Origin of the sequence: Halalkalibacillus sediminis, assembly GCF_002844535.1 — a bacterium.
GTDB lineage: Bacteria > Bacillota > Bacilli > Bacillales > Alkalibacillaceae > Halalkalibacillus_A > Halalkalibacillus_A sediminis.
In genome coordinates, this window is record NZ_PJNH01000001.1 from 644,717 (window position 1) to 670,399 (window position 25,683).

A 25,683-nucleotide genomic window follows, 5' to 3' on the forward strand; every position below is an offset into this window, starting at 1 on the left:
GGATATTATACTATTTTAGAAACCGTAAATGGTCATTCCACCATCGACCATCAAAGCTTGTCCAGTCATGTAGTTACTTGCATCTGAAGCCAAAAACACTGCCGGACCAGCGATTTCTTCAAGCTTTCCTATTCTTTCAAGTGGTGTACGATCAACAATATCTTGGACATACTGTTCATTTTTTAATAATTCCTCTGTTAGGGCAGTCGGGAAATACCACGGTCCAATCGCGTTCACATTAATACCATATTTCCCCCACTCAAGAGATAACGTCTTCGTCATCTGAATAAGAGCAGCCTTTGTCATGGCATAAACCACTCCGGTTCTTAAGGCGGTCACCCCTCCAACAGATGAGATAGAAATAATTTTCCCTTTTGCTCCTCTTTCTTTTAAATTTCTAGCTACATATTGTGATAGAAATAAGGCGCTTTTCATATTAGTATCAATGATTTGAGACCATTCTTCCTCAGTAACATTGAGAGCCTCACTTCGTATGTTCATTCCAGCATTGTTGACCAATATATCAATCGGCATTGTTTCTTTCATCATGTCCAGCTTGGAAGTTATATTAGAAATATCTGTAACAGATGATGCTACATATACTACTTTAACTTGATAATCATTCTGTATTTGTGTTTTTAAGTTACTCAAGTCCTCTTCAGAACGAGATACGATGACTAAATTAGCTCCCGCCTCAGCATAAGCAATCGTAATTGCGCGTCCAATTCCTTTTGTTGCTCCAGTAATGAGTGCTGTTTTTCCTTTTAAATCAAATGATGGCAAATAAGATTCCATAATTATTCTCCTCTCAAATACGAATAAAGCTATCCTTCCCTAGGAAAAGAATAGCTCATTATTTTTGTTACCAATTATAAATTTTATTGTATTTTTGATCTAGATATTTAACAAGATATTCTGGGTTCAATCCTTCCCCAGTAACGTCTTGTAATAAGTTTAATGGTTGTTTCATACTTCCATGACGGTGAATGTTGTCATTCAACCAGTTTTTGATTGGAGACAGATCACCAGAATGAATAACTTCTTCTAGATCAAGTGTTTTACGCATCGACTGCTCTAATTGAGCTCCGTACATATAGCCAAGTGCGTAGGATGGGAAATATCCAAAACCTCCGCTAGACCAATGCACATCTTGTAAAACTCCATCTGAATCATTCTTTGGCTCAATTCCTAAATAATCTTTCATCTTCTGATTCCAAAGTTCAGGTAGATCTTTTACTTCAATTTCTTGATTGATCAAACCTTTTTCTAATTCATAACGAATCATAATATGCAGGGCATACGTCATTTCATCAGCTTCTATTCTAATAAAGCCTGGCTTAACTTCATTGATTGAACGATAAAATTGGTTTTTGTCGATATTCTTGAAGCTTTCTGGAGCATGTTCTAAGAATAAATCGTAATTCTTATCCCAAAAAGCTTTGCTTCTACCAACAAAATTCTCCCAGAATAAAGATTGGGATTCATGGATGCCCATAGAAGTAGCATTACATACTGGTGTACGGTACAGTTCAGGATCAAAGCCTTGTTCATATAAGGCGTGACCCCCTTCATGAATGGTACCGAAAACAGCCATTCGAAAGTCTTGTTCGTCGTAACGAGTTGTTACTCGGACATCATTAGGGTTGAGTCCTGTAGCAAATGGGTGAACCGTCTCATCCAACCGTCCAGCGTCAAAATCGTATCCCATCTGTTCTAACACTTTAAGGGAGAATTTTTCTTGCTGATCTTTTGGAAAATGAGACAAAATCAAATTCGGATCTGGCTTGTCTTCTGATTGATTGACTTTGTCTAAAAGATTTGTGAGGTTATTTCTTAATTCCGGAAATACTTTATCGAGTGTCTCTACTGTGACACCAGGTTCGTAATTATCAAGCAACGCATCATAGCGGTTATCTTTATATCCCCAATACTCTGCGAAGCGGATGTTGAAATCAACAATTTTCTCAAGGTAAGGACGGAAAGTTTCGAAGTCATTGTTCTCTCTTGCCTCTTCCCACACCGATTCTGCAGTAGAAGTTAATTGGACGTACTCGGTGAACTCATTGATTGGAATTTTTCTTGATTTATTATATTCTTTTTCGCATTCATCAATGGATGCCTTGATAATTTTATTATCAGAGTTTCTAAGCTGATCGATATAGTTCTTCATTTCATCTGAAGTGCTTAACTCATGGACTTTTTGAGCAAGGAATGATAATGTTTCTGTTCGCTGAGCTACACCTTTTTTAGGAGCTTTCGTTCTAAGGTCCCAGCCAATCAAGCCAGCTGCTTCTTCATATGCTTCTATTTGTTTGTAAAATTGCAAAAAGTTTTGTTCCATTTCTGTATAGCTTTTTTCCAAGTTAGACACCTCTACTTTATTTTTTACCGAAATATTGATGGTAGTCTGTTTTAATGAAGCCGTTGAAAAGTTTGCGTTTCTTCGTGGCTTTAGCTCCATAACATTTCTCAAAATAAGGGTAAGCGGTCATAATATATACACTCCATTTAGGGTAATCCTTCATGACTTTACCTAGATCACGATAGGTTTGTTCAACTACGTTCTTATCCCCTATTCGTTCACCATATGGAGGGTTACCGACTAGGTACCCAATTTCGTCAGATGGACGCAAGTCTCGAACTTGCATTTGTTTAAAATCAATAAGATCACCAAGACCAGCTTCAATTGCATTTGCTTTTGCCATCTCAATCGCTCGATGGTCAATATCGGAACCAAGGATATTCAATGGTTGATCATAATTAGCAAGATCTTCTGCTTCTTCCCAGGCTTGATCCCATACACTACGCGGCAACAAATCCCAGTTTTCAGAGTCAAATTCACGGTTGAATCCTGGAGCAATATTTTGACCGATCAAAGCGGCTTCAATAGCAATTGTACCTGAACCAGTAAAAGGATCGACAAATGCATGCTCTGGTGTCCAGTTTGTCAGTTTGACTAAAGCAGCAGCAAGAGTTTCTTTCAAAGGTGCATCGCCTTGATGCGCTCGATAGCCGCGCTTATGCAAGCCTGTACCTGAACTGTCAATAGTCAGTGTCACTTTATCTTTTAAAATAGCGACCTCTACTTTGTATTTATCCCCGTCTTCTTCAAGACGCCCACGTATGCCGTATGATTCTTGAAGTTTTGATACAATTGCCTTTTTGACAATCGATTGGCAGTCAGGGACGGAATAAAGCTTTGATTTATGAGATTTACCCACTACATGTATAAATGCATCTCTAGGTATCCATTGGTCCCACGGCAAAGCTTTTGTCCCTTCAAATAAGTCTTCAAAAGAAAACGCATCAAATTCACCCATGAGTAACTTGACACGATCTGCCGTACGGAGCCAAAGATTTGTTCGAGCTATACCTGATAGGTCAGCTTCGAACTGTACTTTTCCGTTGTCTGTTTGTATTTGGGAATAACCTAAGCTTTTAACTTCATCTTTTACGATAGATTCTAGTCCCATTGCTGCGGTTGCGATTAATGTAACTTTAGAGGTCAATTGAAGTCATCCCTTCAAAACTATATTAATATATCTTTAGGTTAACTATAATAACATTATGTAAACAAGGCATAAAAAGAGTGACCTGGAAGTGTTTGGTAAGCCATGTTCTGTACTTTAGTACTACAAACGGTGGTCAACCTCGTACGCCAGTAGTAATCATCTATCTACAAGCAATAGCTTGTCCTTCTGCACAGTTCATTTTCTTGCAGAAAGTGCCCCTACCTTATTTTGGGTTGCTCACTCGTGGGGTTTACCGCGTTCCACATTGATCGTTTCCGAGTCAATTTCGTCTCTGTGGCACATTAAAGGTAATCGAACCATATCAAAAGACTTAGGTTCTTTCCCTGCCGTTAGCCAACGAAGGCTACCTTGACTTATGACTTCGTCAAGCACGAACACTACAAGCATCTCAGCTTGTGTGAGCATGGACTTTCCTCTCTGTTAACCAGAGCGATTACTTCAACACTTCCAAATTCTAATTATGCCTGAACTCATGATTATAGCATATTTTCGAATGAAAATCTTTGTCATTTATTGGTCGGAATATTTTCTCCCGAAAACAGCCTTTTCTAAGTTAGAAAGACGTTGTAATACATCATAGTTCACTTGACTTCTCGCCTGACCATTACTAGAGCTAGAAGTAGATTTAGCTGCCTTCAATCTCTCCACTTCTTCACTCAACCTAGATATTTCCTCATGGAATGTTTCATAATCTTGTATGACTACATCTAGAAACTCATCGACTTCATCTTGGTTGTACCCTCTCATAGAAGTTTTAAATTCCTTATCTAAAATTTGCTGACTGTCATAGTTCAATTTTTTCAAGTTAACAACCTCCTATATCCATTCATCGTTCTCTTCTGTCATTTCCCGTGCCATATCTTCTAAATCAAATGATGATAAAACAATCAATTCGTAGGGGTTCATTTCTTGGTACGATCGTACTAAGTCATAAAAATATTTTGGTGAGCCCCCGTACTCCTCTTCAAAAACCATTAGGCAAGCATCCGTTTTTTCAATCATCCATCGATTTTTCATAACATATTGTTTCGGACTCTCATATGGTTTGTTCGTCAACACTTGGAAAAAATCAGCTTGATCACACATCTGTCGGTAAATAGTTTGACGATCTTCTTTCCATATCTTCTCTTGGTCTTTAAATGGTGGAATCAAGGCAATCTTAATAGGATATTCGTTCTTCAAGTCTTGTACGACATCGAAGCCCCATGCTTCAATACCCATTTGGCCTGAAACAACTATCCACTCTAAACCTTCTTCGATTAATTGAATTAGTTTTTTTCTAATGGCATTTTTAATGACAAGAACTTTTTGATCCTCGTCACTAAATATATTCAATTCGTGTGGTTTATAACCAGTAATATACAAAGATTTTATTTCCATATGTATAGTATACCAAAAAAGAGCTAGTAAGTACTAGCTCTGTGGGAATTTCACCAAAAATGGTAAGCGGTTTTATTTTTCTTGACCATCCATTAGATCTTGAGGATCAAAACTAAATGGTAAAAGTTCTTGGACACTCGTTTCTTGTGTTTCCATGTCTTTATTACTGATGATCACTTTCATATCTTGATCGAAAAACTCACTCATCACTTGTCTGCATGAGCCACATGGTGGCACGGGCCTTTTAGTGTTAGCTATAACTGCCAAAGCTTCAAATTCCCTTTCCCCTTCAGAAATAGCTTTGAATATGGCTACTCTTTCTGCACAACATGCAACTGGATAGGCTGCGTTTTCAATATTACATCCTTTATATAACTTACCGTTTTTTGTTAAGAGTACTGCTCCTACAGGAAATTTGGAATAAGGTACATAAGCTTGATCCAACATTTCTTTCGCTGCCGACACTAGCTCTTCGCTCTTCATTGTTGCTCCCCCTTGTAATGCCTGTTCTTCTCTATTTGTTCGTCTGATCGAGTATAATATCTAAATTATATAGGACCGAGTGATATAATTCCATGAAACGTTTCTTTCGTACATCATGAAAGAAGCTATGAAGCATTAAAATCTCCAAATTATCTTTAGTGTTCTCTATTTGATTTGGGAACAATGGGATTTGATGAACAATCGATTGGGCATCAGTTTCCCACTTTTCTATTCTTTCAAATAGTGGAATTGTGATTTCCTTGATTTCTTCAAAGTCATCGTGGTTCTTTCGATCGTATTTCTTTCCGTTCAAGTATCTATCAATCGAGTCCTCTAATATATTATTTTTCAACTCAGTAGTCAGCCGTAAAAATTCTTCCATTAATTTCACCTAGCTTTCGTTACTAATGTATCATGAATTCTTACGGCTAGCTATCATTTCTTGTTGATTCCCTTAGAAAGATCGTCCATTCTCTTTCTTAATTGATTCAACTGATTTTCCAATCCGATGAGCGAATGAATCAACTGATGCTTTCCTACTTTATCTTTTTGCATAACGTCTCCTCCTAGTATCTGATAAAGTAGAGATTAGACAAGTAAACCTTAATACCTTCAAGTAAGACAAAACAAGAAGAATACTAACAAAAGAAGTTAAGAAAACTCTTTATTCGACAATCTAATTTTTAACTCTTTCCACCATTCGTATTTTGTTGCGTTTTTGATAAAAGGATCGGTCTAGCTGATCAGGATTCTTCATCGCCTCATCTTTAAACCATTTCTTCTTAATTCTTTTTTGTGTGGACCAATCCACTTGATTATAATCCAGATGATGGACTGTATAATGATATACTTTCTCAAGAGGTAGATTAGAAAAGTGTTGTTGGTCCATATATTGCTCATACTCATAGCGACTTCCAGTAACCTCTGTATTTACGGCGAAATCCTTAATCAAAGGATACAAATATGGATAAAACAATAGATTCGCTATTTTTTTCCCAATAGAAATCCTATGATTCAAATTGCGAAACCTTGAAATGAAAGTACCATAGACTCTCCCTCGTCTCGTCGGTAACAAAACAGCATTAAGATGAAGAAGATCTTGTGACATGAACGTCATCTTATGGAAAACTTTTTCTTCGTAGGGGTAATGGGTCATAATAGGCTTTTCGATTATATTTTGTTCATTGACAATTTGTGCGTACATAAGCTTATCAAGAGATTGCTTTTGATAGAAATCATACCAAATGTCTTCCATGAATTTAGATACGTGAAAATACTTCAATAAAAAGAAAAGTGGTGTTTTATTCTCTTTCGAAAGCTTATAGATTAGTAACTGGGGATAAGCATCCTGGAATATATACCAATTGATATTTTCAAATGTCAGGTATAGTGACTTGCGCTCATGTTCTGGTAGTAAGCCTCTATACGTGTGAGATTGCAAATCACACATATTGTATCCTGCATTTCTTGAGACCATGCTGGCTAACAATGCCCATTTAACTTCAGGAATTTCTTTATAGAAGTTTTGATAAGCTTTTGTTCGGGTAATATTGTTCTGATTGTGCTTATGGGTTTCTTCTCTTATATAATCAACAATCAACGGAAACATTTTGTCAGTCCTTTTTGTCCTTCAATTTGTCATAGTATATCCAATTTCACATGTTTTAAAATTTGATATAATAGTTCTGATAGGAGGAATTCGATTTGAACTATCCAAAAGGAAGCATTAAACGCTCCCAATCTGTTCAATCTCCCAAAGCTTCACCTAAGAGCCCTAAGCAATATGGGAACCGAGGTATGACCCTCGAAAAAGAAATCGTCGAATCGAATAGTTATTATTTAGAGTCAGGTAAAGCTGTTATCCATAAAAAGCCTACCCCCATTCAGGTAGTGCAAGTCGATTACCCTAAGCGTAGCGCTGCTGTTATAAAAGAAGCCTATTATCAACGGCCTTCTACAACTGACTTTAATGGCGTTTATAATGGTTTATATATTGATTTTGAAGCAAAGGAGACAAAGAACAAGAACTCATTACCATTTTCAAATATTCATGAGCATCAGGTGAATCATATGCTTCAAGTGGAGCAACAAGGTGGTATCAGTTTTTTTATCATCAGATTCACTAGCAGAAATGAAACTTTTTTGTTGCCCATACGTCCCTTTATAGAGGTGTGGAATCAACAATTTGATGGAAAGAGAAAATCACTTTCCTATACATTCATTAAAGAAAGCGGTTATTTAATTCCTTTTACATTTCAAGCAAAAGTTAATTATATTGATGTCATTGACCGCGTTTATATAACTGGAGGAGATCACGATGAGTCAAAATGAGACGAAAAGTCGTAAAGCAATTAAAGAAAGCAAGAAAAAAGATAAGAAATTTCCTTGGAAAAAAGTATTATTATCTGCACTAATAGTAGGATTAATTGGATTCATAACTGTTGCAAGTATTTTCATGTATTACATCAGTGATGCACCAAGCTTGAATGCTGATGAATTACAAGTACCAGCATCTACTACCATCCTAGACCGAGATGGTGAAGAAATCGCTGAACTCGGTTCTCAAAAACGTATTATGATTCAATACGACGATATTTCTCCTTTATTGGAAGATGCAGTACTAGCAACTGAGGACGCACGTTTCTATGAACATAGCGGTGTTGACTTGAGAAGAATTGGAGCAGCAGTCATTGCCAACGTTACAGATGGCTTCGGTTCTCAAGGTGCAAGTACAATCACTCAACAGGTCATCAAAGGAGCTTTCCTTACAGATGACAAGCAAGTTAAACGTAAAGTCCAGGAACAATATTTAGCATTTAAACTAGAACAAAGATACAGCAAAGAAGAAATTTTGACGATGTACTTAAACAGAATTTACTACGGAAATAATTTTTATGGTGTCGCAAAGGCTTCTGAGGCTTACTTTGGGAAAGAGGATTTGAGTGAATTGACGTTAGCTGAGGCTGCACTTTTAGCAGGCCTACCACAAAGACCAAGCGCATATAATCCTTATACGAATCCTGATTTAGCTGAAGAACGAAGAAATACCGTTCTGAACTTAATGGTTCACCACGATAAGATTACTGAGGAAGAAGCTGAAGAGGCTAAAGAAGTTGCAGTATCAGATATGATCCAACAAAATTATGAGTCAGAAATTCCTTATGATTCTTTTATAGAAAGAGTATTAGAAGAAACTGAGGATGAGCTTGGAGAAGAAATAGACATCTATACTTCTGGCTTAACGATTCATACTACATTGGACCAGAAAGCTCAACAACAAGCTGAACTTTTATTAAGTCAAGACAGTCCAATTAACTTCGGTGATAATGAACTGGAAGCAGGAATTGCTGCTGTTGATACTAAAACAGGTGAAATTTTAGCTCTTGGCGGTGGCCGTAACAAAGCTGATGGAATTGGGGCAGGTTTGAATTATGCTACTAATCCAAATGGTCGACAGCCTGGTTCTGCAATTAAACCTATACTAGCTTATGGCCCAGCAATAGAAAATGAACAATGGTCAACTTATCATCAAATCAATGATGAAGAATATAGTTTTGAAAATGAAGATGATCCAATCAGTAACGCGGGCAGGGGTTATCTTGGTTGGATGTCCATGAGAGAAGCTCTTTATCGCTCTCATAACGTACCAGCGGTAAAAGCATTTCAAGAGATAGGAGCTGGTCCTGCTAGTGAATTCGCTGAAGGTCTTGGCCTATCCACAGAAGAAGGCCTATATGACTCAGATTCAATTGGTGGAGGTAACCTACAAACTAACCCATTAGAGATGGCTGGTGCATATACTGCTTTTGGTAATGAGGGAATGTACACTGAACCATATTCTGTAAGAAAAATAGAATTCAGTGATGGAGAAGAATTGGAATTGAACCATGAATCTACTGTTGCCATGTCAGATTCTACTGCCTATATGATTACAGACATGCTGAAAGATGTCATCACTAACCCTAACGGTACAGGTCAATCTGCTGCAGTAAGTGGCTTACCTATTGCCGGAAAAACAGGTACAACTAACGATGATCATGACTCTTGGTTCGCAGGTTACTCTACGAACTACACAATTTCTGTTTGGACTGGGTATTCTCAACCTGATTCAATACCTCAGGCCTCAAAATCTGTGCCGCAGAAAATATTCAGTTCATTAATGGGGCATATGTCTGAAGGTGTTGAGACTAGTGATTTTACGATGCCTGATTCAGTAGTTGAAGTTGATGTTGAAAAAGGTTCAAGACCAGCTGCTTTACCGAGTGAATATACTCCTGAAAGCGAAATTGTTACCGAGCTATTTGTCAGTGGATATGAACCGAGTGAAACATCTGAAGTTTATGATCAAGTTGGATCACCACAGAACTTTAATGCTGAATTCGTACCTGAAGAACAAATCATCAATTTATCTTGGAGTCCTCCTTCTGAGGAAGATCGAGAATTTGAATATGAACTAAGCGTATCGGTTGATGATAGTGAAATGCAAACCATCACTACCACCTCAGATACTGAAATGGTTTTCGATGAAATTTCTATGGGCTCGACTTACACGTTTGAATTAGTGGCAGTTGATGCATCTAGTGAAGATAATCGAAGTGAACCAGTTTCAAATTCTGTTGAAATCCCTGAAGAAGATTCAGATTTCTGGGACGAATTCTTCGGTGATGATGAAGAAGAGGAAGATAAAGAAAAAGAAAAAGAGGAAGATAAAGAAAAAGAGGAAGATAAAAAAGAAAAGCAAGACGAAGAAAACCAAGAAGATGAAGACCAAGGAAGTGGAGACGGTGACGGTTCCGACAATGAGGAAGATGACGGAAGCGGTGACGGCAGTAGTGACGGGTCTGATGATGGAAGTACCGAAGATAGCACAGACACCGAAGATGATGGAACGTCGGGTGACGATTCAGAAGGTGATGACACTACTTCTCAAGAACCAGACGCTGAAACCGATGACAGTGAGGAATAAAGTACAAGAAAAGGCTGACGCTATTAGCGTCAGCCTTTTTTACATATCGGAGTATTATGAAAAAACATTATACCATTTCTAATTTTTTCATTCTCTTCTTACCCTCTCTACAAATTTCTAGAAGCGGGCAAGAAGGACAATCTGGATTTCTAGCTTTACAATGGTATCTTCCAAAGAATATCATGCGATGATGGGTATCGCTCCATTCATCTTCGGGAATTTTCTTCATTAAAGTTTTTTCTACTTCTAATACAGAATCTTTCCACCGACAGAACCCTAATCTCTTGGAGACCCTCTCGACATGAGTATCGACAGCAATGGCAGGCATTCCGAAAGAAACAGACATGACAACATTGGCTGTTTTCCTCCCCACCCCTGCAAGATTAACTAACTGTTGATAATCATTAGGGACTTCACCATCATACTTTTCGATTAAGTCTCTACATAATTTCTGAATGTTTTTCGCTTTATTTCTATATAGTCCAATCCGTCTAATATCATTTTGAACTTCTTCTAGATCCACAGCTACAAAGTCTTCAGGAGTTTTGTACTTTTCAAATAGACCGGGAGTCACTTTGTTAACCAATGCATCAGTTGCCTGTGCAGACAAGACTACTGCTATCAACAGTTCGAATTCATTTGAATGAGTCAGTTCACATTCAGCATCTGGGTACATTCTTTCAAGGTTATCTAATATAAATCGAATATCCTTTTTCGTCAACATCGATTGATCATCCCCTCTATTCTTCTAACCAATTGTAATAAACTGATGTGTCTCTCTTTTTGACTGGCTCCTGCTGTTTGTTTGCTTGATGGTTATTGGTGGATTTTTTAGCGTCTTTGACACTTCTTATCCCTTTCTTTTTCCATTCATTCAATATTCGATCTATATATCTGAAATTCAACTTTCCCATTAACACAGATTCTCTAAGAGCAGTCTTGATTAGTGAAGGATTAAATCGGTCTTCATCTAACCAGTGACTGATCGTTTCTATTTCAATCGGTGAAAGCGCCCTTCCAAACTCTTGTTCAAAAAGACTGAACAATTTCCCCTCTTCTTCTTTTGAATTAGAACTACCTTCCTGGTTGTATAGTTTCTCAATAAGTGGTTGGAGAGAATACCACTCTTGGGTCACTTTGTTCTCATCTTCGAAATGGCTAATTGAAAGGCATCCCTGATTCTTTAACTTCCTTAATATATTTGAGACTTCGTTAGTATTTATGGTCATATTCTCTGCCAATTGATCGAATGATGGAAGTAGTTCATCCTGTTGCTGAAAAGAGAGAATCTGGATAATCACCATCATATCTGTTTCTGTTAAATCTAACGAGCTATAAGATTTGATAAGTTTCGTTGGAACATTCAATTGTTCAACTAACATTTGCTGATAAGAGAATGGTAAGCTCATTTTTAACTCCCCTTTTTATGTAAATAAGGATGACCAATGATTGGTCATCCTTTCTTGTTTAAGGATACAGACGATTTAATAGACGTGGGAATGGGATGGTTTCTCTAATATGTTCAATCCCAGAGATCCATGCTACCGTTCGTTCTAAACCAAGGCCGAATCCTGAATGTGGTACGCTACCATACTCTCTTAGTTGTAAGTACCATTGGTAGGCAGGCCCTGTTAAATCATGTTCTTCGTAGCGTTGCTTCATTAAATCCAAATCGTCAATTCTCTCAGAACCACCAATAATTTCACCATAGCCTTCTGGTGCAATCAAGTCTGCACATAGAGCAACATTTGGATTATTAGGGTCTGGTTTCATATAGAAAGCTTTGATTTCAAGTGGAAAATGTGTAATGAACACTGGTTTATCATAACTTTCGGCAATAGCAGTTTCATGTGGTGCGCCGAAATCATCTCCCCATTGAATATCATCAAAACCTTTTTCGTGTAAGAATTCAATCGCTTCATCGTATGTGATTCTTGGAAAAGGAGCTTTGATGTTCTCCAATTTTGATGTGTCACGTTCTAGCGTGTTTAATTCAATCTTGCAGTTTTTTAGTACCGATTGAACTACGTGAGATACATACTGTTCTTGAACTTCTAAACTATCATCATGATCCATGAATGCCATTTCGGGTTCGATCATCCAGAACTCGATCAAGTGTCTTCTAGTTTTAGACTTCTCCGCTCGGAATGTAGGTCCAAATGAAAAAACTCTACCCAATGCCATTGCAGCAGCTTCCATGTATAGCTGCCCACTTTGTGAAAGATAAGCATCTTCATCAAAGTACTTAGTGTGGAACAATTCTGTGGTACCTTCTGCGGAAGCACCAGTAAGAATTGGTGGATCTACCTTGACGAAACCTTCTTGATTAAAGAATTCGTATGTAGCTCGTATGATTTCATTACGTACTTTCATGATTGCATGCTGCTTACTCGATCTTAACCAGAGATGGCGATGATCCATCAAAAATTCTGTACCGTGTTCTTTCGGAGTGATTGGGTAATCCACTGCTTCTTGGATTAATTCAACCTTTTCGACCTGCATTTCATATCCTAAAGGGCTTCTAGTATCTTCAACAATATTCCCAGTTACATAGAGTGAAGATTCCTGAGTCAACTTTTTGGATAAATCGAACGTCTCTTCATCTACCTGAGCTTTAACGACAACTCCTTGTATGAAGCCTGTCCCATCTCTTAATTGCAAGAATGCGATTTTACCACTCGACCGTTTATTATGAAGCCATGCTCCGATTGTAACTGTTTCATTAACGTGCTTATGGACATTAGCTATTGTAGTTTTCATTTTTGCTCCTCCTTACTAGTATTAAACTGAATATTTTTCTACGAATTTTTTAATTCTCTTTGCTGCTTCTTCTAATTGATCGAGAGAAGTCGCGTAAGACAAACGAACATTATCTTCCGAGCCAAATCCGGATCCTGGTACGATAGCCACTTTTTCCTCTTCTAACAATTGTTTTACCCATTCATCGACTGAATCGAAAGGTGATTGATTAACAATCTTACTTACGTTAGGAAATAAATAGAAAGCTCCTTGTGGTTTTACACAAGATAGATTAGGGATTTCCATCATCCAATCGTAAAGCTTATTCAGCCTTTCTTCAAAAGCTTCTTTCATACGTTCAATTTCTTCCTCTGAGTTAGTATAAGCTGCAATTGCAGCATGCTGTGAGATTGACGTCGGGTTTGATGTAGAGTGTGAAGCCAAATTAGTCATAGCTTTAATGATCGTTTCATTACCTGCTGCATAGCCAATCCTCCACCCTGTCATTGAGTGAGATTTACTTACACCATTGATGATGATTGTATGATTCTTAAGCTCCTCAGATATCTCAGCAATAGATTGATGATTGTCATTACCATAAATCAACTTTTCATAAATCTCATCTGAAACAATCCAGAGGTTATGTTTAATGGCTATTTCGCCTAAAGCCTCTAGTTCATCTTTTGTATAAAGAACCCCAGTTGGGTTACTTGGAGAATTGATAATGATTGCTTTTGTCTGATCTGTAATCGATTCTTCCAACTGCTCAGGAGTTATTTTAAAGTTATTGTCTTCAGAACCTTTGACATATACAGGTTGCCCTTCAGCTAATTTGATCTGTTCTGGATAACTTACCCAATAAGGTACTGGAACAATTACTTCATCTCCGCGATTTAAAAGAACTTGGAATAATGTAAACAATGCGTGCTTGGCCCCAATAGTAACTATTATTTCATTTCTATTGAAAACCAGTGATTGATCACGCTTGAATTTATCAATAATTGCGTCTTTCAATTCTGGTAGTCCACCGCTTGGTGTATATTTTGTCAGTCCTTGGTCCATTGCATTTTTAGCGGCGTCTAAAATATACTCCGGAGTATTGAAATCAGGCTCCCCAGCACCTAAACCAATTACATCATGACCGTCTTCTTTTAAAGCTTTTGCTTTAGATGTAATTGCAAGTGTAGTCGATGGTGTTAAAGATTCTACGCGATCTGCTAATTCCATGAAAGTCACTCTCCTCTAGTTCAATTTTTACTAAATGAAATGGAATCATATAATTCTCCAGTTTCGAACTTGAATGTTTGAAAATAGTAGCGTGACTGATTAGTGTATATGATTTCCCATACAAATTGCTCGTTCATTTTTCCAGGAACGATTTGTTTTAAGTCACAATCACTACATGATTCACGCCATTCATCCAACATTTCTTTCTCAGTCAGTCCATTAGACTGCTCTACCCAATCAATAGTTGAATCCGCTTCTTCCTCTATTGGAACAAAAACAATCAAGCCGTTGTCTGATTCATCTTCACCAAATACTGTGACATATGAATGTTCTGCATTAAATGTTCGAGTATCAGAAGCCTCAGTAAGTGGTGTTTCTTTTAATGCAACTTCGATTGCTTCATCTCCTTGAGTTTGAGCCTCGCCTTGTACATCATTAAATATAAAAATAAATATGGAAATCGTTGCTATTACCAGTATTATCAAAAAGGCGACAATACTATATATGAGATTTCGCACAGTAAAAATTGAATTAAACAATTCTTTCATCCTTTTCGTCGATCAATTCCGCTTTATTAAGTATAACAATTTTTCAGGTAGAATTGTTATTGAACTCATGTTTTTTCATGAATTATCTTGTCGTTCTAAAAATAGATCGTATCTTTCATCACGAATTTCTACATGAATCGAGAGGTTTTTCTGTAAATAATAACTATCCACCCACTCTTGGTGAAGTAGCTCATCCACTTCACGGTTATTTTTTTGTTGATCAATGATAGCAACTTCAGGGTCTAACTGTTGAATATCTTCTGTAAAGTGAGACCCTATGGAGTGACTGCCTAAGTAAAGTAAATGTACCTTTTGGGGTAACTCGAGGCTTTTTATAGGTGAAAAATACCAAAAGCTTTTAAACGAACCGTTTGTAATAGCAAAATTCTTATTTCCACCATCATTAATAATCTTAATTGTATAACCATTTTCTAACGTAATATTCTCGGGTTCATTTACTAAATCGAACGATGAATTTTTTGAGCATACCTCTGAATTCGAGGAATTAGTTGAGTATATTGTTTGTATTTCAAAGTTGAGTTCCTCTAGGGTTTCACAATCTTTCTCTTTTAAGTTCAAAGCTAATAATCCTATAACTGGCTGTTTTTCTTTACTCATGACCTTTTTTAAAGAATCAACATTCATTTGTTTATCAAGTGGGATTGCAAATAAACCATTCTCGAATTGAAGTACCGCCCAATCATCGTCAAATGCTGGAGAGAATACAATTTCATCGGCTTCCACAGGCCATCCGATGAAAAGTGTCATTACAACAAGCAAGGCAGAGGATAATTTTCTCATTTGATTCCATCCTTATTGAGAAAAACCTGGCTTATCGCCAAGTTCTAATAGCGAAAGCCTTAGTTTTCACATACTTTAGTCCTTTTGAAAAGATAATCAATCTTTAAGTATTAGAAAAACTTGCCTGTCAGCAAACCTCGTGCAGTAACTCTTTGTCAACAAGTACTTCTAACTTAAGATAAACTACCTTTTAGCTTTTGTAATGATCAATTATTATATGTTACCCAATTTTTTGCATCTTGAATGATATGGTCGGTATTTTCATGAGTAATAGGTAAATCCGGTAAAGATTTAACGAAATGCTTACCGTAACTCTTTTTCATCATTCTTTGATCTAACACAAACAAAATTCCTCGATCTTCATTATTTCTAATCAAACGCCCGTACGCCTGTCTGAATCGCAAAATAGCTTGTGGTAAAGCCAGATGGTAGAAAGGGTTTTTATCTTGATCATGGTACCAATTGGCTTTTGCTCTTAACACTGGATGATTCGGCGGGTCGAAAGGCAATCGGACAAGAATTATGACTTTTAGGCTTTCGCCAGAAATATCGACACCTTCCCAAAAAGAATTTGTTCCCAACAAAACTGCGTGCTCACTTCGTTCGAACATTTTCTTCAACTTATCTTTACTACCTGTACTAATTCCTTGCGATAAAACGTCAAATGAATTTACTGATAGCATTGATTTTAATTCGTAATGAACGTCATTCAACATTTCGTATGAAGTAAAGAGCACAATCGCTTTATCATTTACTTCATCTAATATTTTTTTAGTAAATCGAGCTATTTCAGATGCATACTTCTTTGGATTCGAATGTATAACATTCGGAAAATCATTCGGTACGTATATCCTGGTTTGCTCCTGTAATTTATAATCAGCTGGTATTGTGACTTTCTTAATATCTTCTTCCAGCCCTAATGGCTCAAGAAAAGTAGAATAAGATTGATTTGTCTTCAATGTTGCACTTGTAAATATGGTGGATTTTCGATTCTTATTTTCAAACAACCCTTGCATGTATGGTTTGAGAACCATAGGTTGAAGGTTGATTTGAACAGCATTCTTGGCACCATCTTGATCAATCTCTATCCAACGAATAGCCATGTGATCCTCTTGAAAAAACAATTCAAGGACGTTTAGCATTTTTTTAAGGCGTTCCATCAGTTGAATGTGGAATATTTTAGTCCGTTCTCGACTTTTTATTTGCCCGGCCATCGTTCGTATTAATTTTTGACAAGCAGCTACGAATTCACTAAAGGACTGTTTGATTGGGCCTTGTTGAAATAAAGAAAGATGCTCTTCATCTAAAAATAATTGAAACTTTCCTGTATCTGATAATTCGTTATCACTTTCGTGTAGAAAATCTACAGCTTCATATACATTTCTAAAAAATTCATCCGCTTGTGCTTTAGCTTGTTCTACTTCTATAAAATCCTGAAAACGACTTATACTTCCTAATAAATCCACTAAACCAACGTAATCGATTTTCTTAGCAAGTTGATTTCTTGCGACATTCTCAAAATGATGAGCTTCATCAATAATCATATATGGATAATCGAGCATGTCGACGGAATCTTTACGATCAGGATTTAGCAAAAATGCATGGTTCACAACTACTACATTTGCCTGCTTTGCTTCTTGCTCAGCTAAATGATAATAAGAAGATCGCTCCTCCTCTTTATTCCCAGCGTCATCCCCAGAAATAAAGGGCCAAATATGTTCGCCTTTGGTAGGTAGTTGTAACTCTTCCCGATCACCCGTTTTAGTTTCGGTCAACCAGACTAGAATGATTGACAATGACAAGATGATGTCATAGTTAGAATGGATTGGGTAAGTTTCGAGAAAAAGTCTCAACCTTTCTAAATTGATATAGTGGGATGAGCTTTTCAAGAGCGAAACTTGGATCGGTAATTCTGTACTTTCTGCTATCTTCATCCAGTCTTTTACAATAATTTGATTTTGTAGTTGTATCGTTTGGGTACTTATCACTACCTGCTCTTTATTCCTTAAAGAGAAATAAGTTGCTGGAAGTAGATATCCAATGGTCTTACCCATCCCCGCTTCTGCTTCTATAGCAGCATTCTGGTTATTTTGGAAAGAGTGATAAATCTCATTCGCCATCTGAATTTGACCAGTACGTGCCTCATTTGGTTCTTGATTAAAGAATTGACCAACAAATTCGTCAAAAGATAACTGGATATCCACATCAGGTTGTGTAGGTTGGTCGATTCTCTTCACTGCAAACCCATTTTGTAGAATGAGATTATGATCACTTTCATATTTATACCTTTTCTCTTCAATCATGTCGTCAAGAACCCATTCAAAGTCACTATCATACTGCTGAGAAAATGAGAGCAGTTGTTGCAGTGTTTCTAGAGGAAGCTTGTCTAAACGATTCATGATTTCTAGGAATAATAATCCCGTTACATAAGCATCAGATAACGCCCTATGAGGAGAAAAGTGTTCTATATGTAAATAAGATGTTAGTTCTGATAATTTGTATCCATCTGCAAAAGGAAGAAAAATACGAGACAGCTCTACTGTATCTATCGTTGGGCATTCTAATCCCGAATAACCATTCCTTAATAAGGCATCATTTAAAAAATCATAATCAAACTTAGCATTATGAGCGATGAAATAGCGGTCTTCGAAGAATGGCATGATATCAGCTAGAACTTCTTGAATGGTTGGTGCATTTTTAACATCTTCATTCGTCAAACCTGTTAAACGGCTGATGAAAGGAGGAATCGAGTGTGTAGGACGAACCTTAGTCGAGTATTCATCGACAATTTGGTCATTATCGATGACAACAAGTCCCACTTCAATGATTTCATCCCCACGCTTTGGTGAGTGTCCAGTAGTTTCTAGGTCTAATACTACATATCGATTCAACATAATCCTCCTCTTAACCGTCCTCCAAAAATATGAAAAAATAACCCCCATGGAATGGGAGGTTATAGAACTGTCATTGGTGTTTCTTCTGCTAAAAGTTGTTCGACTTCATTTCTCTCGTTCATGATAGCTACACGTGGTTGATGAGAGGCAAGCTCTTCTCTTGATAGCATTGCATATGAAATGACAATGATCGTGTCTCCCACTTGAACTCTTCTTGCCGCAGCACCATTCAAACAAAATACGCCACTGTTTCTTTCGCCAGCAATCACGTATGTTTCCAAACGTTCACCATTATTATTATTAACTATTTGTACTTTCTCATTAGCTAAAATTCCTACCTGATCGAGTATGTCTTCATCAATAGTTATACTTCCCACATAGTTCAGGTTTGCTTCAGTAACTGTAGCGCGGTGAATTTTTGCGTTCATCATAGTTCGAAACATCTAATCACCTCCGTACTTAAATTGGCCGTTTGGATGCAATATCACATTATCAATTAGTCTTGCGTACTGATATTTAACGGCAACCGCAATTATTATATCATGATTCTTCACGTTGTCACTCTTTAATTCTGGATAGGTCAAACAATCAATATAGTCTATTTCCCCACTTATTCTATTTTGGAGAAAATCATTTACTGTATTAATTACTTGCTCCCTTGTCCATTCGTTATCATTCATTAATTCTTCTCGTCCTCGAAGTAATGACCGATAGATATTTGCAGCCTCTTCTCTTTCAGCAGGATTAAGATTGACGTTTCTGCTGCTTTTGGCTAGTCCACTATCTTCTCTGACAGTCGGGACTGGAACTAATTTAATATCAAAATTCAAGTCATTTATCAAAGAATCTACCACCGCCACTTGTTGCGCGTCTTTCAACCCGAAGAATGTATGGGTTGGACGAATAATATTGAATAGTTTACTTAAAACCGTTAGAACTCCTTCAAAGTGTCCTGGCCTAGTAGCCCCACAAAGGACATCACCACGATCGACCAAGTTCATTTGAATAGCCGGTGATTTAGGGTACATATCATCAACTGACGGGTAAAAGATGGCATCCACCCCGGCTTCAGATAAAATTTTCTCATCTCTTTCAAAGTCTCGAGGGTATTTTTCCAAATCTGTCGCCTGATTGAATTGCAATGGGTTTACAAAGACGCTGACAACAACAAATGTCGTATCTTTCTTGGCTTGTTCCACTAATGCAAGATGACCTTCATGAAGAAAGCCCATTGTTGGAACGAAACCAATTGTATTCTTACTCAATCGCTGCTCTTCTGATACTTCATTCATTTCTTTGATCGAACGAATTACTTTCATCATGAACCACCGTATAAACCTTTCAAAGCGTCCTCGTCAATCGAGTATGTGTGTTCTTCAGAGGGGAAGGTGCCTTTTTTAACCTCTTCAACATATTTTTCTATTGATTCTTTAGAAGAATTATTCAAATCACCATAAGGTTTGACGAATTTAGCTAAGCGTTCTACTCCATATTGTAAGAGGTCGTGATAAACCAATACTTGTCCATCACACTCAGCACCTGCACCTATTCCTATAGTTGGAATCTTGATTTTATCGGTTATAACTGCTGCTAGTTTAGATGGCACGCACTCTAGCACTAATGAAATAGCTCCAGCCTCTTGGACAGCTATAGCATCGTTTAGTAAACGTTCGGCTTCCTCTTCAGATTTACCTTGGACACGATATCCTCCTAAAACGTTAAACGTCTGAGGAGTTAAACCGACATGGGCAACCACCGGAATCCCGGCCTTGGTAAGTAGTTCTATGGTAGGAGCGACATCTTTTCCTCCTTCAAGCTTAAGAGCTTGAGCACCCGTCTCCTGAAAAATCCTTTTCGCATTCTTTAATGTATCCTCTTTAGACACATTGAAAGACATGAAAGGCATATCGATCACTGTGAATGTATCCGGTGCTCCACGTCTTACTGCTTTACCGTGATGAATCATATCATCAACAGTAACAGGAATCGTTGAATCATACCCTAAAACAACCATCCCTAAGCTATCCCCGACTAAAATCATATCTATTTCAGCTTCGGCACTTAGTTTTGCAGATGGATAATCGTATGCAGTAATCATCGTGATTTTTTCATTTTCTTGTTTCATCTTTGAAAAAGTTCTTCGAGTCTTCATATCGACTCCTCCTTACCATAGGATCTCAGCAGAGTATAATACGTGCTGTTTATCATCCTTATCCTTTACTACCATAGCACCATCTTCATGGATCCCAATGAGTTTAGCTTTCCATGTTGTATTAGTCCTCACATCCAACCATTCATTCATTCGATATGCTTTAGATTCCCATTCGCTCTTAATATGTTTGAACCCTTCTGAGATAAATGTATCATATTTTCTCTCCAGATGAAGGAGTAGTCCCTGAAAGACGTCGTTGATATTTTGTTCCTCCCCTAGTTCGATCCTAAGTGAAGTAGCTTTGTGCTGGACGCTTTCATGTAAATCTCGAATGTCATGATTAACATTCAGTCCAATACCCACTATTATGTATTCTACACTGTCATGTTCTGCTTGCATTTCAGTCAGTATTCCAGACAACTTTAGTCCCTTGATAAATATATCGTTAGGCCATTTGATTTTAACATCTAAACCCAAACCTTCTAAATACTCAGCAATTGCAACCGCAGCAACCAATGTAAATTGAGTCGCTTTTTTGGGTGCAAGGTTTTTAGGGCGAAAAATAGAACTGAACCATAAGCCATAACCTTCCTTGGAATCCCAGTAGCGCTTCATTCTACCTCTACCAGCTGTCTGCTCTCCAGCTACGACTACTGAACCATGAGGGGCCCCGTCACGAGCCATATCATGACCAACGATTTGAGTAGAAGTTACAGTAGGTTCATATACCAATTGATGGCCAAGCCACTCGGTGTTCAAACCCCATTGTAATGAATCCAAGGATAAAGAATTAGGTGTAGAAATGATTCGGTAGCCTTTGTTTGTAACCCCTTCAATAAGGTAACCCTGCTTTTTTAATTCATTCATATGTTTCCAAATCGCAGAACGGGATATATTTAGTCGCTTTGATAACTCTTGGCCAGAAATATATTGATCTTTTGATTCAGCTAGGAGGTCGATTAGTTGCTTTCTTGTTTGCTCCATATTTTCACCTGTTTTCTTATATCTTCTTTATTATTTGATAACTGATTTTGTAAGATGGAGTTCTCTATTCTGTCCATATAATCCCCCACCCATTTACCACGTTTAGCTCCAGGGAACCAATCTATTAGATCTTTACCAGTAATCATTAATTCATCCCTACTTTTAATAGGTAACGAGTAGTACTGTTGTTGTATTTCGTTAAAATCATAGGTTCTTCCCTCAATCAATTCAATAAGAGAAAGTAATGGATGTAAATGTACAGCCTTGGTTTCATATAGAACATAAGAGCTCAATCCATCTTTTATATATAGATTATACAGTTCTATTTGAAGGCTGGCCTCTCTTTTAATTGAATTTGATAACTTATAACTTTTAGCCCACATTTTTAACGAAAAATTCGATTGTAATAAATGTAGAAATGCGAAAATTGTACCAGCGCTATTGATCGGACGATTTACTTTCTGTTGAACATCATGAATTAGGGTTTCACTTTCCATAAAAACGGGCAAGGCGAGCCAGAGGTTAGAATTATTTAGGTACGATAAACCGTTTTTAACACTTTGTCCCTGAAACATTTTGATTAGTTCTACTGAGACCCTTTCCACTGAAACTTTACCTAAAAGTGGATTTAAACCCTTTATTGCATCAAGCGTATAAGTATCAATATCGAACCCTAATTGACTTGAGAATCTGATTCCTCGTAACATCCGAAGGGGATCTTCTGTGAATCTTTCCATAGCATTCCCGACCGTTTGTATGATCTTGTTGTCCAAATCCTTCTTACCTTCAAAAGGATCGATTAACTCTCCATTTCTATCCATAGCGATGGCATTAATGGTAAAATCCCGTCTACTTAAATCCTCAATGATATCTCTTACAAATTCTACATGTGAAGGGTGTCGGAAATCATCATACATCCCTTCGGTTCGGAAAGTAGTGATTTCAAATGAATGTTCTCCATCCAATACTAGTATTGTTCCATGCTCAATACCGATTGGTACAGTCCGCTCAAATATCAATTGCATTTCACCAGGTGTAGCGTCGGTAGCTAAATCAATATCTCCGACTTGTTTGCCTGATAGAAGATCTCGGACAGCTCCTCCGACGAAATAGCATTGAAATCCTTGTTGTATCAATGCATCTATGACATTATAGGCATGTGTGAAAGGTTCTTTTAACATCATTTTCCCTCACCACTATGTAAAGAGTCCATCGTATAGCTCCTCATATTGTTTTACGATTGTTTTTGAATCAAAATTTTCAGTAACATAACTTTTGGCATGAGTTGAAAAATCTTTCCACAATTTATCATCATTCAGAAGATTAATTGCTTTGTTCGCTATATCATCGACGTCACCTAAACTACAAATATAACCATTTTTCCCATCCTGGATAACTTCAGGAATCCCCCCAATATTCGTTCCGATCGAAGGTATGCCTTGAGCCATGGCTTCTAAAAGTACCAAACCGAAACTTTCTTTTTCAGATAAAAGTAACTTCAGATCACTTATTGTGAGGAGGTCTTGAATATTATCCTGTCTACCCATGAAAATGACTTGATCATCTAACCCTAACTCTCGGATTAAACTACGCATATTCGAATACTCAGGTCCGTCTCCCACTAAAAGTAACTTAGAAGGAACTTTTTTTTGAATTAGAAAGAAAGATTGAATGACGTCCTCTACTCTTTTAACTTTGCGGAAATTCGATATATGAATAATCACTTTCTCTTCAGGAAGTATCCCTAAATTCTCTTTTAAACGGCTCGGAGATTCTATCGACGGATCAACTTGGTCAATAAAGTTGTGAATGACTTCAATCGGTTTCTCTGTATTGAAGACCTCCTTAGTTTGTTTCCGCAAGCTTTCAGACACTGCCGTTACCCCGTCTGATTCTTCAATTGCAAAGCAAATCATGTTTTGGAGGCTTTGGTCTATTCCAAGCACAGTTATATCTGTACCGTGAAGCGTAGTCACAATCTTTACTTCTCTTTTCGCCATTTGTTTTGCAATGATTGAACATATTGCATGTGGCATTGCATAATGTGCGTGGATAATATCAAGTTCTTCTCGATCTATGACTTCAGCGATTTTATTCGCTAAAGAAAGGTCATAAGGTGGGTGTTTAAACACCGGATAATTGGCAACTTCCACTTCATGAAAATAAATATTCGCATATAGTCTTTTGAGTCGAAAGGGCATGGTGGTTGATATGAAATGAACTTCGTATCCCTTTTCCGCTAGATTGATTCCGAGTTCGGTAGCAACGACTCCTGAACCTCCAACAGTAGGGTAACAGACGATTCCAACTTTTTTATTCATCATAGTTCACCGTTGATTCCTTGATCGAACGCCAATTCAACCATCCTTGTTCTAGTCCACGAACGATAATTTCTGCAGAAGCGACATTTGTAGCTAATGGGACTTTATAAACATCACATAGTCTTAATAACGCGGACACATCAGGTTCATGTGGCTGCGCCGTTAAAGGATCTCGGAAAAAGATGACGACATCAATTTCGTTATCAGAAATTTTTGCCCCGATTTGTTGGTCTCCACCTAGTGGTCCAGATTGAAATCTATGGACTTCAAGTTCTATTTCTTCATTAATCAATTTACCTGTTGTACCAGTAGCGAATAGTTGATGTTTTGAAAATATATTTTTATATGCTGTGATGAAATTCAGTAAGTTTCTTTTTTTCTTATCATGTGCAATTAGTGCAATATTCATTTTGACACCTACTCCATCAAATTTTCTAATCCGTAGACGTATTCATCCATATCTATTATTTGTTCAACTGCAAAATGTACACCACTCATAAATGACTCACGATCCATCGAGTCATGTTTAATCGTTAATGTCTGTCCACTTTGACCAAATACAACTTCCTGGTGAGCGATTAACCCAGGGAGCCTCATGCTATGAATTCGAAAACCATCAAATTCTGCGCCTCGTGCACCTTCGATTGTTTCTTTTTCATCTGGGTGACCTTGATTGATACTTTCTCTGACCTGCTTGATCATTTGAGCAGTTTTCACTGCAGTACCTGATGGTGCATCAAGTTTCTTGTCATGATGCTTCTCAATAATTTCAACATTGTTAAAATATTTTGCTGCCATTTGAGAGAACTTCATCATGAGCACAGCTCCTATTGCAAAGTTCGGAGCGATGATAATCCCTGTTTGTTGCTTATTACTCAGTTCCTTCAACTCGCCTAATTGATCCTCACTGAAGCCAGAAGTACCCACTACAGGACGGATATTGTTAAGTAAAGCCTGTTTTGTATGTTCAAAGCCTACTTCAGGATTTGTAAGTTCGATTAAGACGTCAGCGTTAAGACGTTCAAACGCTTCATTCGAATTTGTATAAATCGGTGCATCCAATTCACTAGTATTGTCTATATCTTTGATGTTTTTACCATCATGTTTCCTATCGATACATCCTACTAATTGGAAGTTTTCAGTTCTTTCTATCAGCTTCAAAGCTTCTGACCCCATTTTACCACGTGGTCCAGCAAGAATTATATTGATTGTTTCTTTCATTATTCATTCTCCTCTTCTTTTAACGTCCAACGATTTTGATCCCTGGTCTCGATTTTACTCATGCTGATTTCAAACGCTTCGTTTAAATCAATATCTAATGAGTTGGCAAATGTGATAAGTACAAAGAATAAGTCGCCTAGCTCATCCTCGATTCTCTTTTCTTTTTCAGTTTTCTTCTTAGGTTTTTCTCCATAGAGGTGGTTCACTTCTCGTGATAATTCACCTAGTTCTTCTGCTAAGCGTAGAATCATCGTCGTTGGTGAAAAGTACCCCTCTTCAAATTGACTAATGAAACGATCCACTCTTTCTTGAGCTTGTACAATTGTATGGTTTTCTGCTTCCATCGGTTCCACACCTTTATTTCAGTCTATCTTCATGTTAGCTAAATCGCCTTCATTTGACAAATCTTTCATCTGCTTATTGCACCTTTTTAT

Annotated in this window: 26 protein-coding genes and 1 other RNA gene; 2 read left to right on the forward strand and 25 right to left on the reverse strand. The window is 37.4% G+C overall.

The window, feature by feature from the left end:
• Window positions 1-15: 15 nt before the first annotated feature.
• From CEY16_RS03390 to CEY16_RS03430, 9 genes are all read right to left on the reverse strand, one after another.
• Window positions 16-795: an SDR family NAD(P)-dependent oxidoreductase gene (locus CEY16_RS03390; protein ID WP_101330555.1), complete on the reverse strand. Its 780-nt coding sequence runs from the start codon at window positions 793-795 to the stop codon at window positions 16-18.
• A 67-nt stretch (window positions 796-862) separates the two neighbouring features.
• Complete coding sequence (locus tag CEY16_RS03395) at window positions 863-2,362, reverse strand: carboxypeptidase M32 (RefSeq protein WP_101330556.1); 1,500 nt, start codon at window positions 2,360-2,362, stop codon at window positions 863-865.
• A 16-nt stretch (window positions 2,363-2,378) separates the two neighbouring features.
• On the reverse strand, window positions 2,379-3,509 hold the full coding sequence (locus tag CEY16_RS03400; RefSeq protein WP_238378747.1) for a THUMP domain-containing class I SAM-dependent RNA methyltransferase: 1,131 nt from the start codon (window positions 3,507-3,509) through the stop codon (window positions 2,379-2,381).
• Window positions 3,510-3,603: 94 nt separating this feature from the next.
• An RNA gene (rnpB, locus tag CEY16_RS03405) (RNase P RNA component class B) lies at window positions 3,604-3,978 on the reverse strand.
• Window positions 3,979-4,043: 65 nt separating this feature from the next.
• Window positions 4,044-4,337, reverse strand: coding sequence for a cell division regulator GpsB (gpsB, locus tag CEY16_RS03410; RefSeq protein ID WP_101330557.1), 294 nt, complete (start codon window positions 4,335-4,337; stop codon window positions 4,044-4,046).
• A gap of 12 nt (window positions 4,338-4,349) precedes the next feature.
• Window positions 4,350-4,913 (reverse strand): SLOG family protein, encoded by a 564-nt coding sequence (locus CEY16_RS03415; protein ID WP_101330558.1) that lies wholly within the window; start codon window positions 4,911-4,913, stop codon window positions 4,350-4,352.
• Window positions 4,914-4,985: 72 nt separating this feature from the next.
• Window positions 4,986-5,396 (reverse strand): cytidine deaminase, encoded by a 411-nt coding sequence (locus tag CEY16_RS03420; RefSeq protein ID WP_101330559.1) that lies wholly within the window; start codon window positions 5,394-5,396, stop codon window positions 4,986-4,988.
• Window positions 5,397-5,427: 31 nt separating this feature from the next.
• Window positions 5,428-5,778 carry a DUF1798 family protein gene (locus tag CEY16_RS03425; protein WP_101330560.1) on the reverse strand — a complete coding sequence of 117 codons (351 nt, stop codon included), beginning with the start codon at window positions 5,776-5,778 and terminating at the stop codon, window positions 5,428-5,430.
• Between the two features lie 294 nt (window positions 5,779-6,072).
• Entirely contained in the window at window positions 6,073-7,005 is a 933-nt protein-coding gene (locus tag CEY16_RS03430) for a DUF2515 family protein (RefSeq protein WP_101330561.1), read from the reverse strand.
• 95 nt (window positions 7,006-7,100) lie between these two features.
• Here CEY16_RS03430 and recU point away from each other — a divergent pair, with 95 nt between their 5' ends.
• Together recU and CEY16_RS03440 are read left to right on the forward strand one after the other, a co-directional pair.
• Window positions 7,101-7,727: a Holliday junction resolvase RecU gene (recU, locus tag CEY16_RS03435; protein WP_101330562.1), complete on the forward strand. Its 627-nt coding sequence runs from the start codon at window positions 7,101-7,103 to the stop codon at window positions 7,725-7,727.
• On the forward strand, window positions 7,714-10,362 hold the full coding sequence (locus tag CEY16_RS03440) for a PBP1A family penicillin-binding protein (RefSeq protein WP_101330563.1): 2,649 nt from the start codon (window positions 7,714-7,716) through the stop codon (window positions 10,360-10,362). The genes recU and CEY16_RS03440 overlap by 14 nt, the downstream gene beginning before the upstream one ends.
• Window positions 10,363-10,429: 67 nt before the next feature.
• Here CEY16_RS03440 and nth read toward each other — a convergent pair whose 3' ends face one another.
• From nth to CEY16_RS03520, 16 genes are all read right to left on the reverse strand, one after another.
• A complete protein-coding gene (gene nth, locus CEY16_RS03445) occupies window positions 10,430-11,086 on the reverse strand; it encodes an endonuclease III (protein ID WP_101330564.1) in 657 nt (218 codons plus the stop codon).
• A gap of 16 nt (window positions 11,087-11,102) precedes the next feature.
• Window positions 11,103-11,771: a DnaD domain-containing protein gene (locus CEY16_RS03450; RefSeq protein ID WP_101330565.1), complete on the reverse strand. Its 669-nt coding sequence runs from the start codon at window positions 11,769-11,771 to the stop codon at window positions 11,103-11,105.
• Between the two features lie 58 nt (window positions 11,772-11,829).
• Window positions 11,830-13,122, reverse strand: a complete 1,293-nt coding sequence (asnS, locus tag CEY16_RS03455) for an asparagine--tRNA ligase (RefSeq protein ID WP_101330566.1) — start codon at window positions 13,120-13,122, stop codon at window positions 11,830-11,832.
• 21 nt (window positions 13,123-13,143) lie between these two features.
• A complete protein-coding gene (locus CEY16_RS03460; RefSeq protein WP_101330567.1) occupies window positions 13,144-14,328 on the reverse strand; it encodes a pyridoxal phosphate-dependent aminotransferase in 1,185 nt (394 codons plus the stop codon).
• Between the two features lie 20 nt (window positions 14,329-14,348).
• Complete coding sequence (locus CEY16_RS03465; protein ID WP_101330568.1) at window positions 14,349-14,867, reverse strand: cell wall elongation regulator TseB-like domain-containing protein; 519 nt, start codon at window positions 14,865-14,867, stop codon at window positions 14,349-14,351.
• A gap of 84 nt (window positions 14,868-14,951) precedes the next feature.
• Complete coding sequence (locus CEY16_RS03470) at window positions 14,952-15,677, reverse strand: hypothetical protein (RefSeq protein ID WP_101330569.1); 726 nt, start codon at window positions 15,675-15,677, stop codon at window positions 14,952-14,954.
• A gap of 206 nt (window positions 15,678-15,883) precedes the next feature.
• Complete coding sequence (gene dinG / locus CEY16_RS03475) at window positions 15,884-18,568, reverse strand: ATP-dependent DNA helicase DinG (RefSeq protein WP_162297835.1); 2,685 nt, start codon at window positions 18,566-18,568, stop codon at window positions 15,884-15,886.
• A 62-nt stretch (window positions 18,569-18,630) separates the two neighbouring features.
• Window positions 18,631-19,014: an aspartate 1-decarboxylase gene (panD, locus tag CEY16_RS03480; protein ID WP_101330571.1), complete on the reverse strand. Its 384-nt coding sequence runs from the start codon at window positions 19,012-19,014 to the stop codon at window positions 18,631-18,633.
• The gene (gene panC / locus CEY16_RS03485) at window positions 19,015-19,890 is read right to left on the reverse strand and encodes a pantoate--beta-alanine ligase (protein ID WP_101330572.1); all 876 of its coding nucleotides are present in this window, start codon (window positions 19,888-19,890) and stop codon (window positions 19,015-19,017) included.
• On the reverse strand, window positions 19,890-20,723 hold the full coding sequence (panB, locus tag CEY16_RS03490) for a 3-methyl-2-oxobutanoate hydroxymethyltransferase (protein WP_101330573.1): 834 nt from the start codon (window positions 20,721-20,723) through the stop codon (window positions 19,890-19,892). The genes panC and panB overlap by 1 nt, the downstream gene beginning before the upstream one ends.
• Before the next feature lie 12 nt (window positions 20,724-20,735).
• A complete protein-coding gene (locus tag CEY16_RS03495; protein ID WP_101330574.1) occupies window positions 20,736-21,707 on the reverse strand; it encodes a biotin--[acetyl-CoA-carboxylase] ligase in 972 nt (323 codons plus the stop codon).
• Window positions 21,683-22,888 (reverse strand): CCA tRNA nucleotidyltransferase, encoded by a 1,206-nt coding sequence (locus CEY16_RS03500; protein ID WP_162297836.1) that lies wholly within the window; start codon window positions 22,886-22,888, stop codon window positions 21,683-21,685. The genes CEY16_RS03495 and CEY16_RS03500 overlap by 25 nt, the downstream gene beginning before the upstream one ends.
• A 15-nt stretch (window positions 22,889-22,903) precedes the next feature.
• On the reverse strand, window positions 22,904-24,028 hold the full coding sequence (gene bshA / locus CEY16_RS03505) for an N-acetyl-alpha-D-glucosaminyl L-malate synthase BshA (RefSeq protein WP_101330576.1): 1,125 nt from the start codon (window positions 24,026-24,028) through the stop codon (window positions 22,904-22,906).
• A complete protein-coding gene (gene mgsA / locus CEY16_RS03510) occupies window positions 24,021-24,437 on the reverse strand; it encodes a methylglyoxal synthase (RefSeq protein ID WP_101330577.1) in 417 nt (138 codons plus the stop codon). The genes bshA and mgsA overlap by 8 nt, the downstream gene beginning before the upstream one ends.
• A gap of 8 nt (window positions 24,438-24,445) precedes the next feature.
• Complete coding sequence (gene dapB, locus CEY16_RS03515; RefSeq protein ID WP_101330578.1) at window positions 24,446-25,249, reverse strand: 4-hydroxy-tetrahydrodipicolinate reductase; 804 nt, start codon at window positions 25,247-25,249, stop codon at window positions 24,446-24,448.
• Window positions 25,249-25,593 (reverse strand): nucleotide pyrophosphohydrolase, encoded by a 345-nt coding sequence (locus CEY16_RS03520; RefSeq protein ID WP_101330579.1) that lies wholly within the window; start codon window positions 25,591-25,593, stop codon window positions 25,249-25,251. The genes dapB and CEY16_RS03520 overlap by 1 nt, the downstream gene beginning before the upstream one ends.
• Between the last annotated feature and the right edge of the window lie 90 nt (window positions 25,594-25,683).

Coding starts and splice junctions, on each gene's coding strand:
- CEY16_RS03390 (WP_101330555.1), bottom strand. CDS start 795: ATGGAATCTTATTTGCCATCATTTGATTTAAAAGGAAAAACAGCACTC.
- CEY16_RS03415 (WP_101330558.1), bottom strand. CDS start 4,913: ATGGAAATAAAATCTTTGTATATTACTGGTTATAAACCACACGAATTG.
- CEY16_RS03420 (WP_101330559.1), bottom strand. CDS start 5,396: ATGAAGAGCGAAGAGCTAGTGTCGGCAGCGAAAGAAATGTTGGATCAA.
- CEY16_RS03425 (WP_101330560.1), bottom strand. CDS start 5,778: ATGGAAGAATTTTTACGGCTGACTACTGAGTTGAAAAATAATATATTA.
- CEY16_RS03430 (WP_101330561.1), bottom strand. CDS start 7,005: ATGTTTCCGTTGATTGTTGATTATATAAGAGAAGAAACCCATAAGCAC.
- CEY16_RS03440 (WP_101330563.1), top strand. CDS start 7,714: ATGAGTCAAAATGAGACGAAAAGTCGTAAAGCAATTAAAGAAAGCAAG.
- nth (WP_101330564.1), bottom strand. CDS start 11,086: ATGTTGACGAAAAAGGATATTCGATTTATATTAGATAACCTTGAAAGA.
- CEY16_RS03450 (WP_101330565.1), bottom strand. CDS start 11,771: ATGAGCTTACCATTCTCTTATCAGCAAATGTTAGTTGAACAATTGAAT.
- asnS (WP_101330566.1), bottom strand. CDS start 13,122: ATGAAAACTACAATAGCTAATGTCCATAAGCACGTTAATGAAACAGTT.
- CEY16_RS03460 (WP_101330567.1), bottom strand. CDS start 14,328: ATGGAATTAGCAGATCGCGTAGAATCTTTAACACCATCGACTACACTT.
- CEY16_RS03470 (WP_101330569.1), bottom strand. CDS start 15,677: ATGAGAAAATTATCCTCTGCCTTGCTTGTTGTAATGACACTTTTCATC.
- panD (WP_101330571.1), bottom strand. CDS start 19,014: ATGTTTCGAACTATGATGAACGCAAAAATTCACCGCGCTACAGTTACT.
- panC (WP_101330572.1), bottom strand. CDS start 19,890: ATGAAAGTAATTCGTTCGATCAAAGAAATGAATGAAGTATCAGAAGAG.
- panB (WP_101330573.1), bottom strand. CDS start 20,723: ATGAAGACTCGAAGAACTTTTTCAAAGATGAAACAAGAAAATGAAAAA.
- CEY16_RS03495 (WP_101330574.1), bottom strand. CDS start 21,707: ATGGAGCAAACAAGAAAGCAACTAATCGACCTCCTAGCTGAATCAAAA.
- CEY16_RS03500 (WP_162297836.1), bottom strand. CDS start 22,888: ATGTTAAAAGAACCTTTCACACATGCCTATAATGTCATAGATGCATTG.
- bshA (WP_101330576.1), bottom strand. CDS start 24,028: ATGAATAAAAAAGTTGGAATCGTCTGTTACCCTACTGTTGGAGGTTCA.
- mgsA (WP_101330577.1), bottom strand. CDS start 24,437: ATGAATATTGCACTAATTGCACATGATAAGAAAAAAAGAAACTTACTG.
- dapB (WP_101330578.1), bottom strand. CDS start 25,249: ATGAAAGAAACAATCAATATAATTCTTGCTGGACCACGTGGTAAAATG.
- CEY16_RS03520 (WP_101330579.1), bottom strand. CDS start 25,593: ATGGAAGCAGAAAACCATACAATTGTACAAGCTCAAGAAAGAGTGGAT.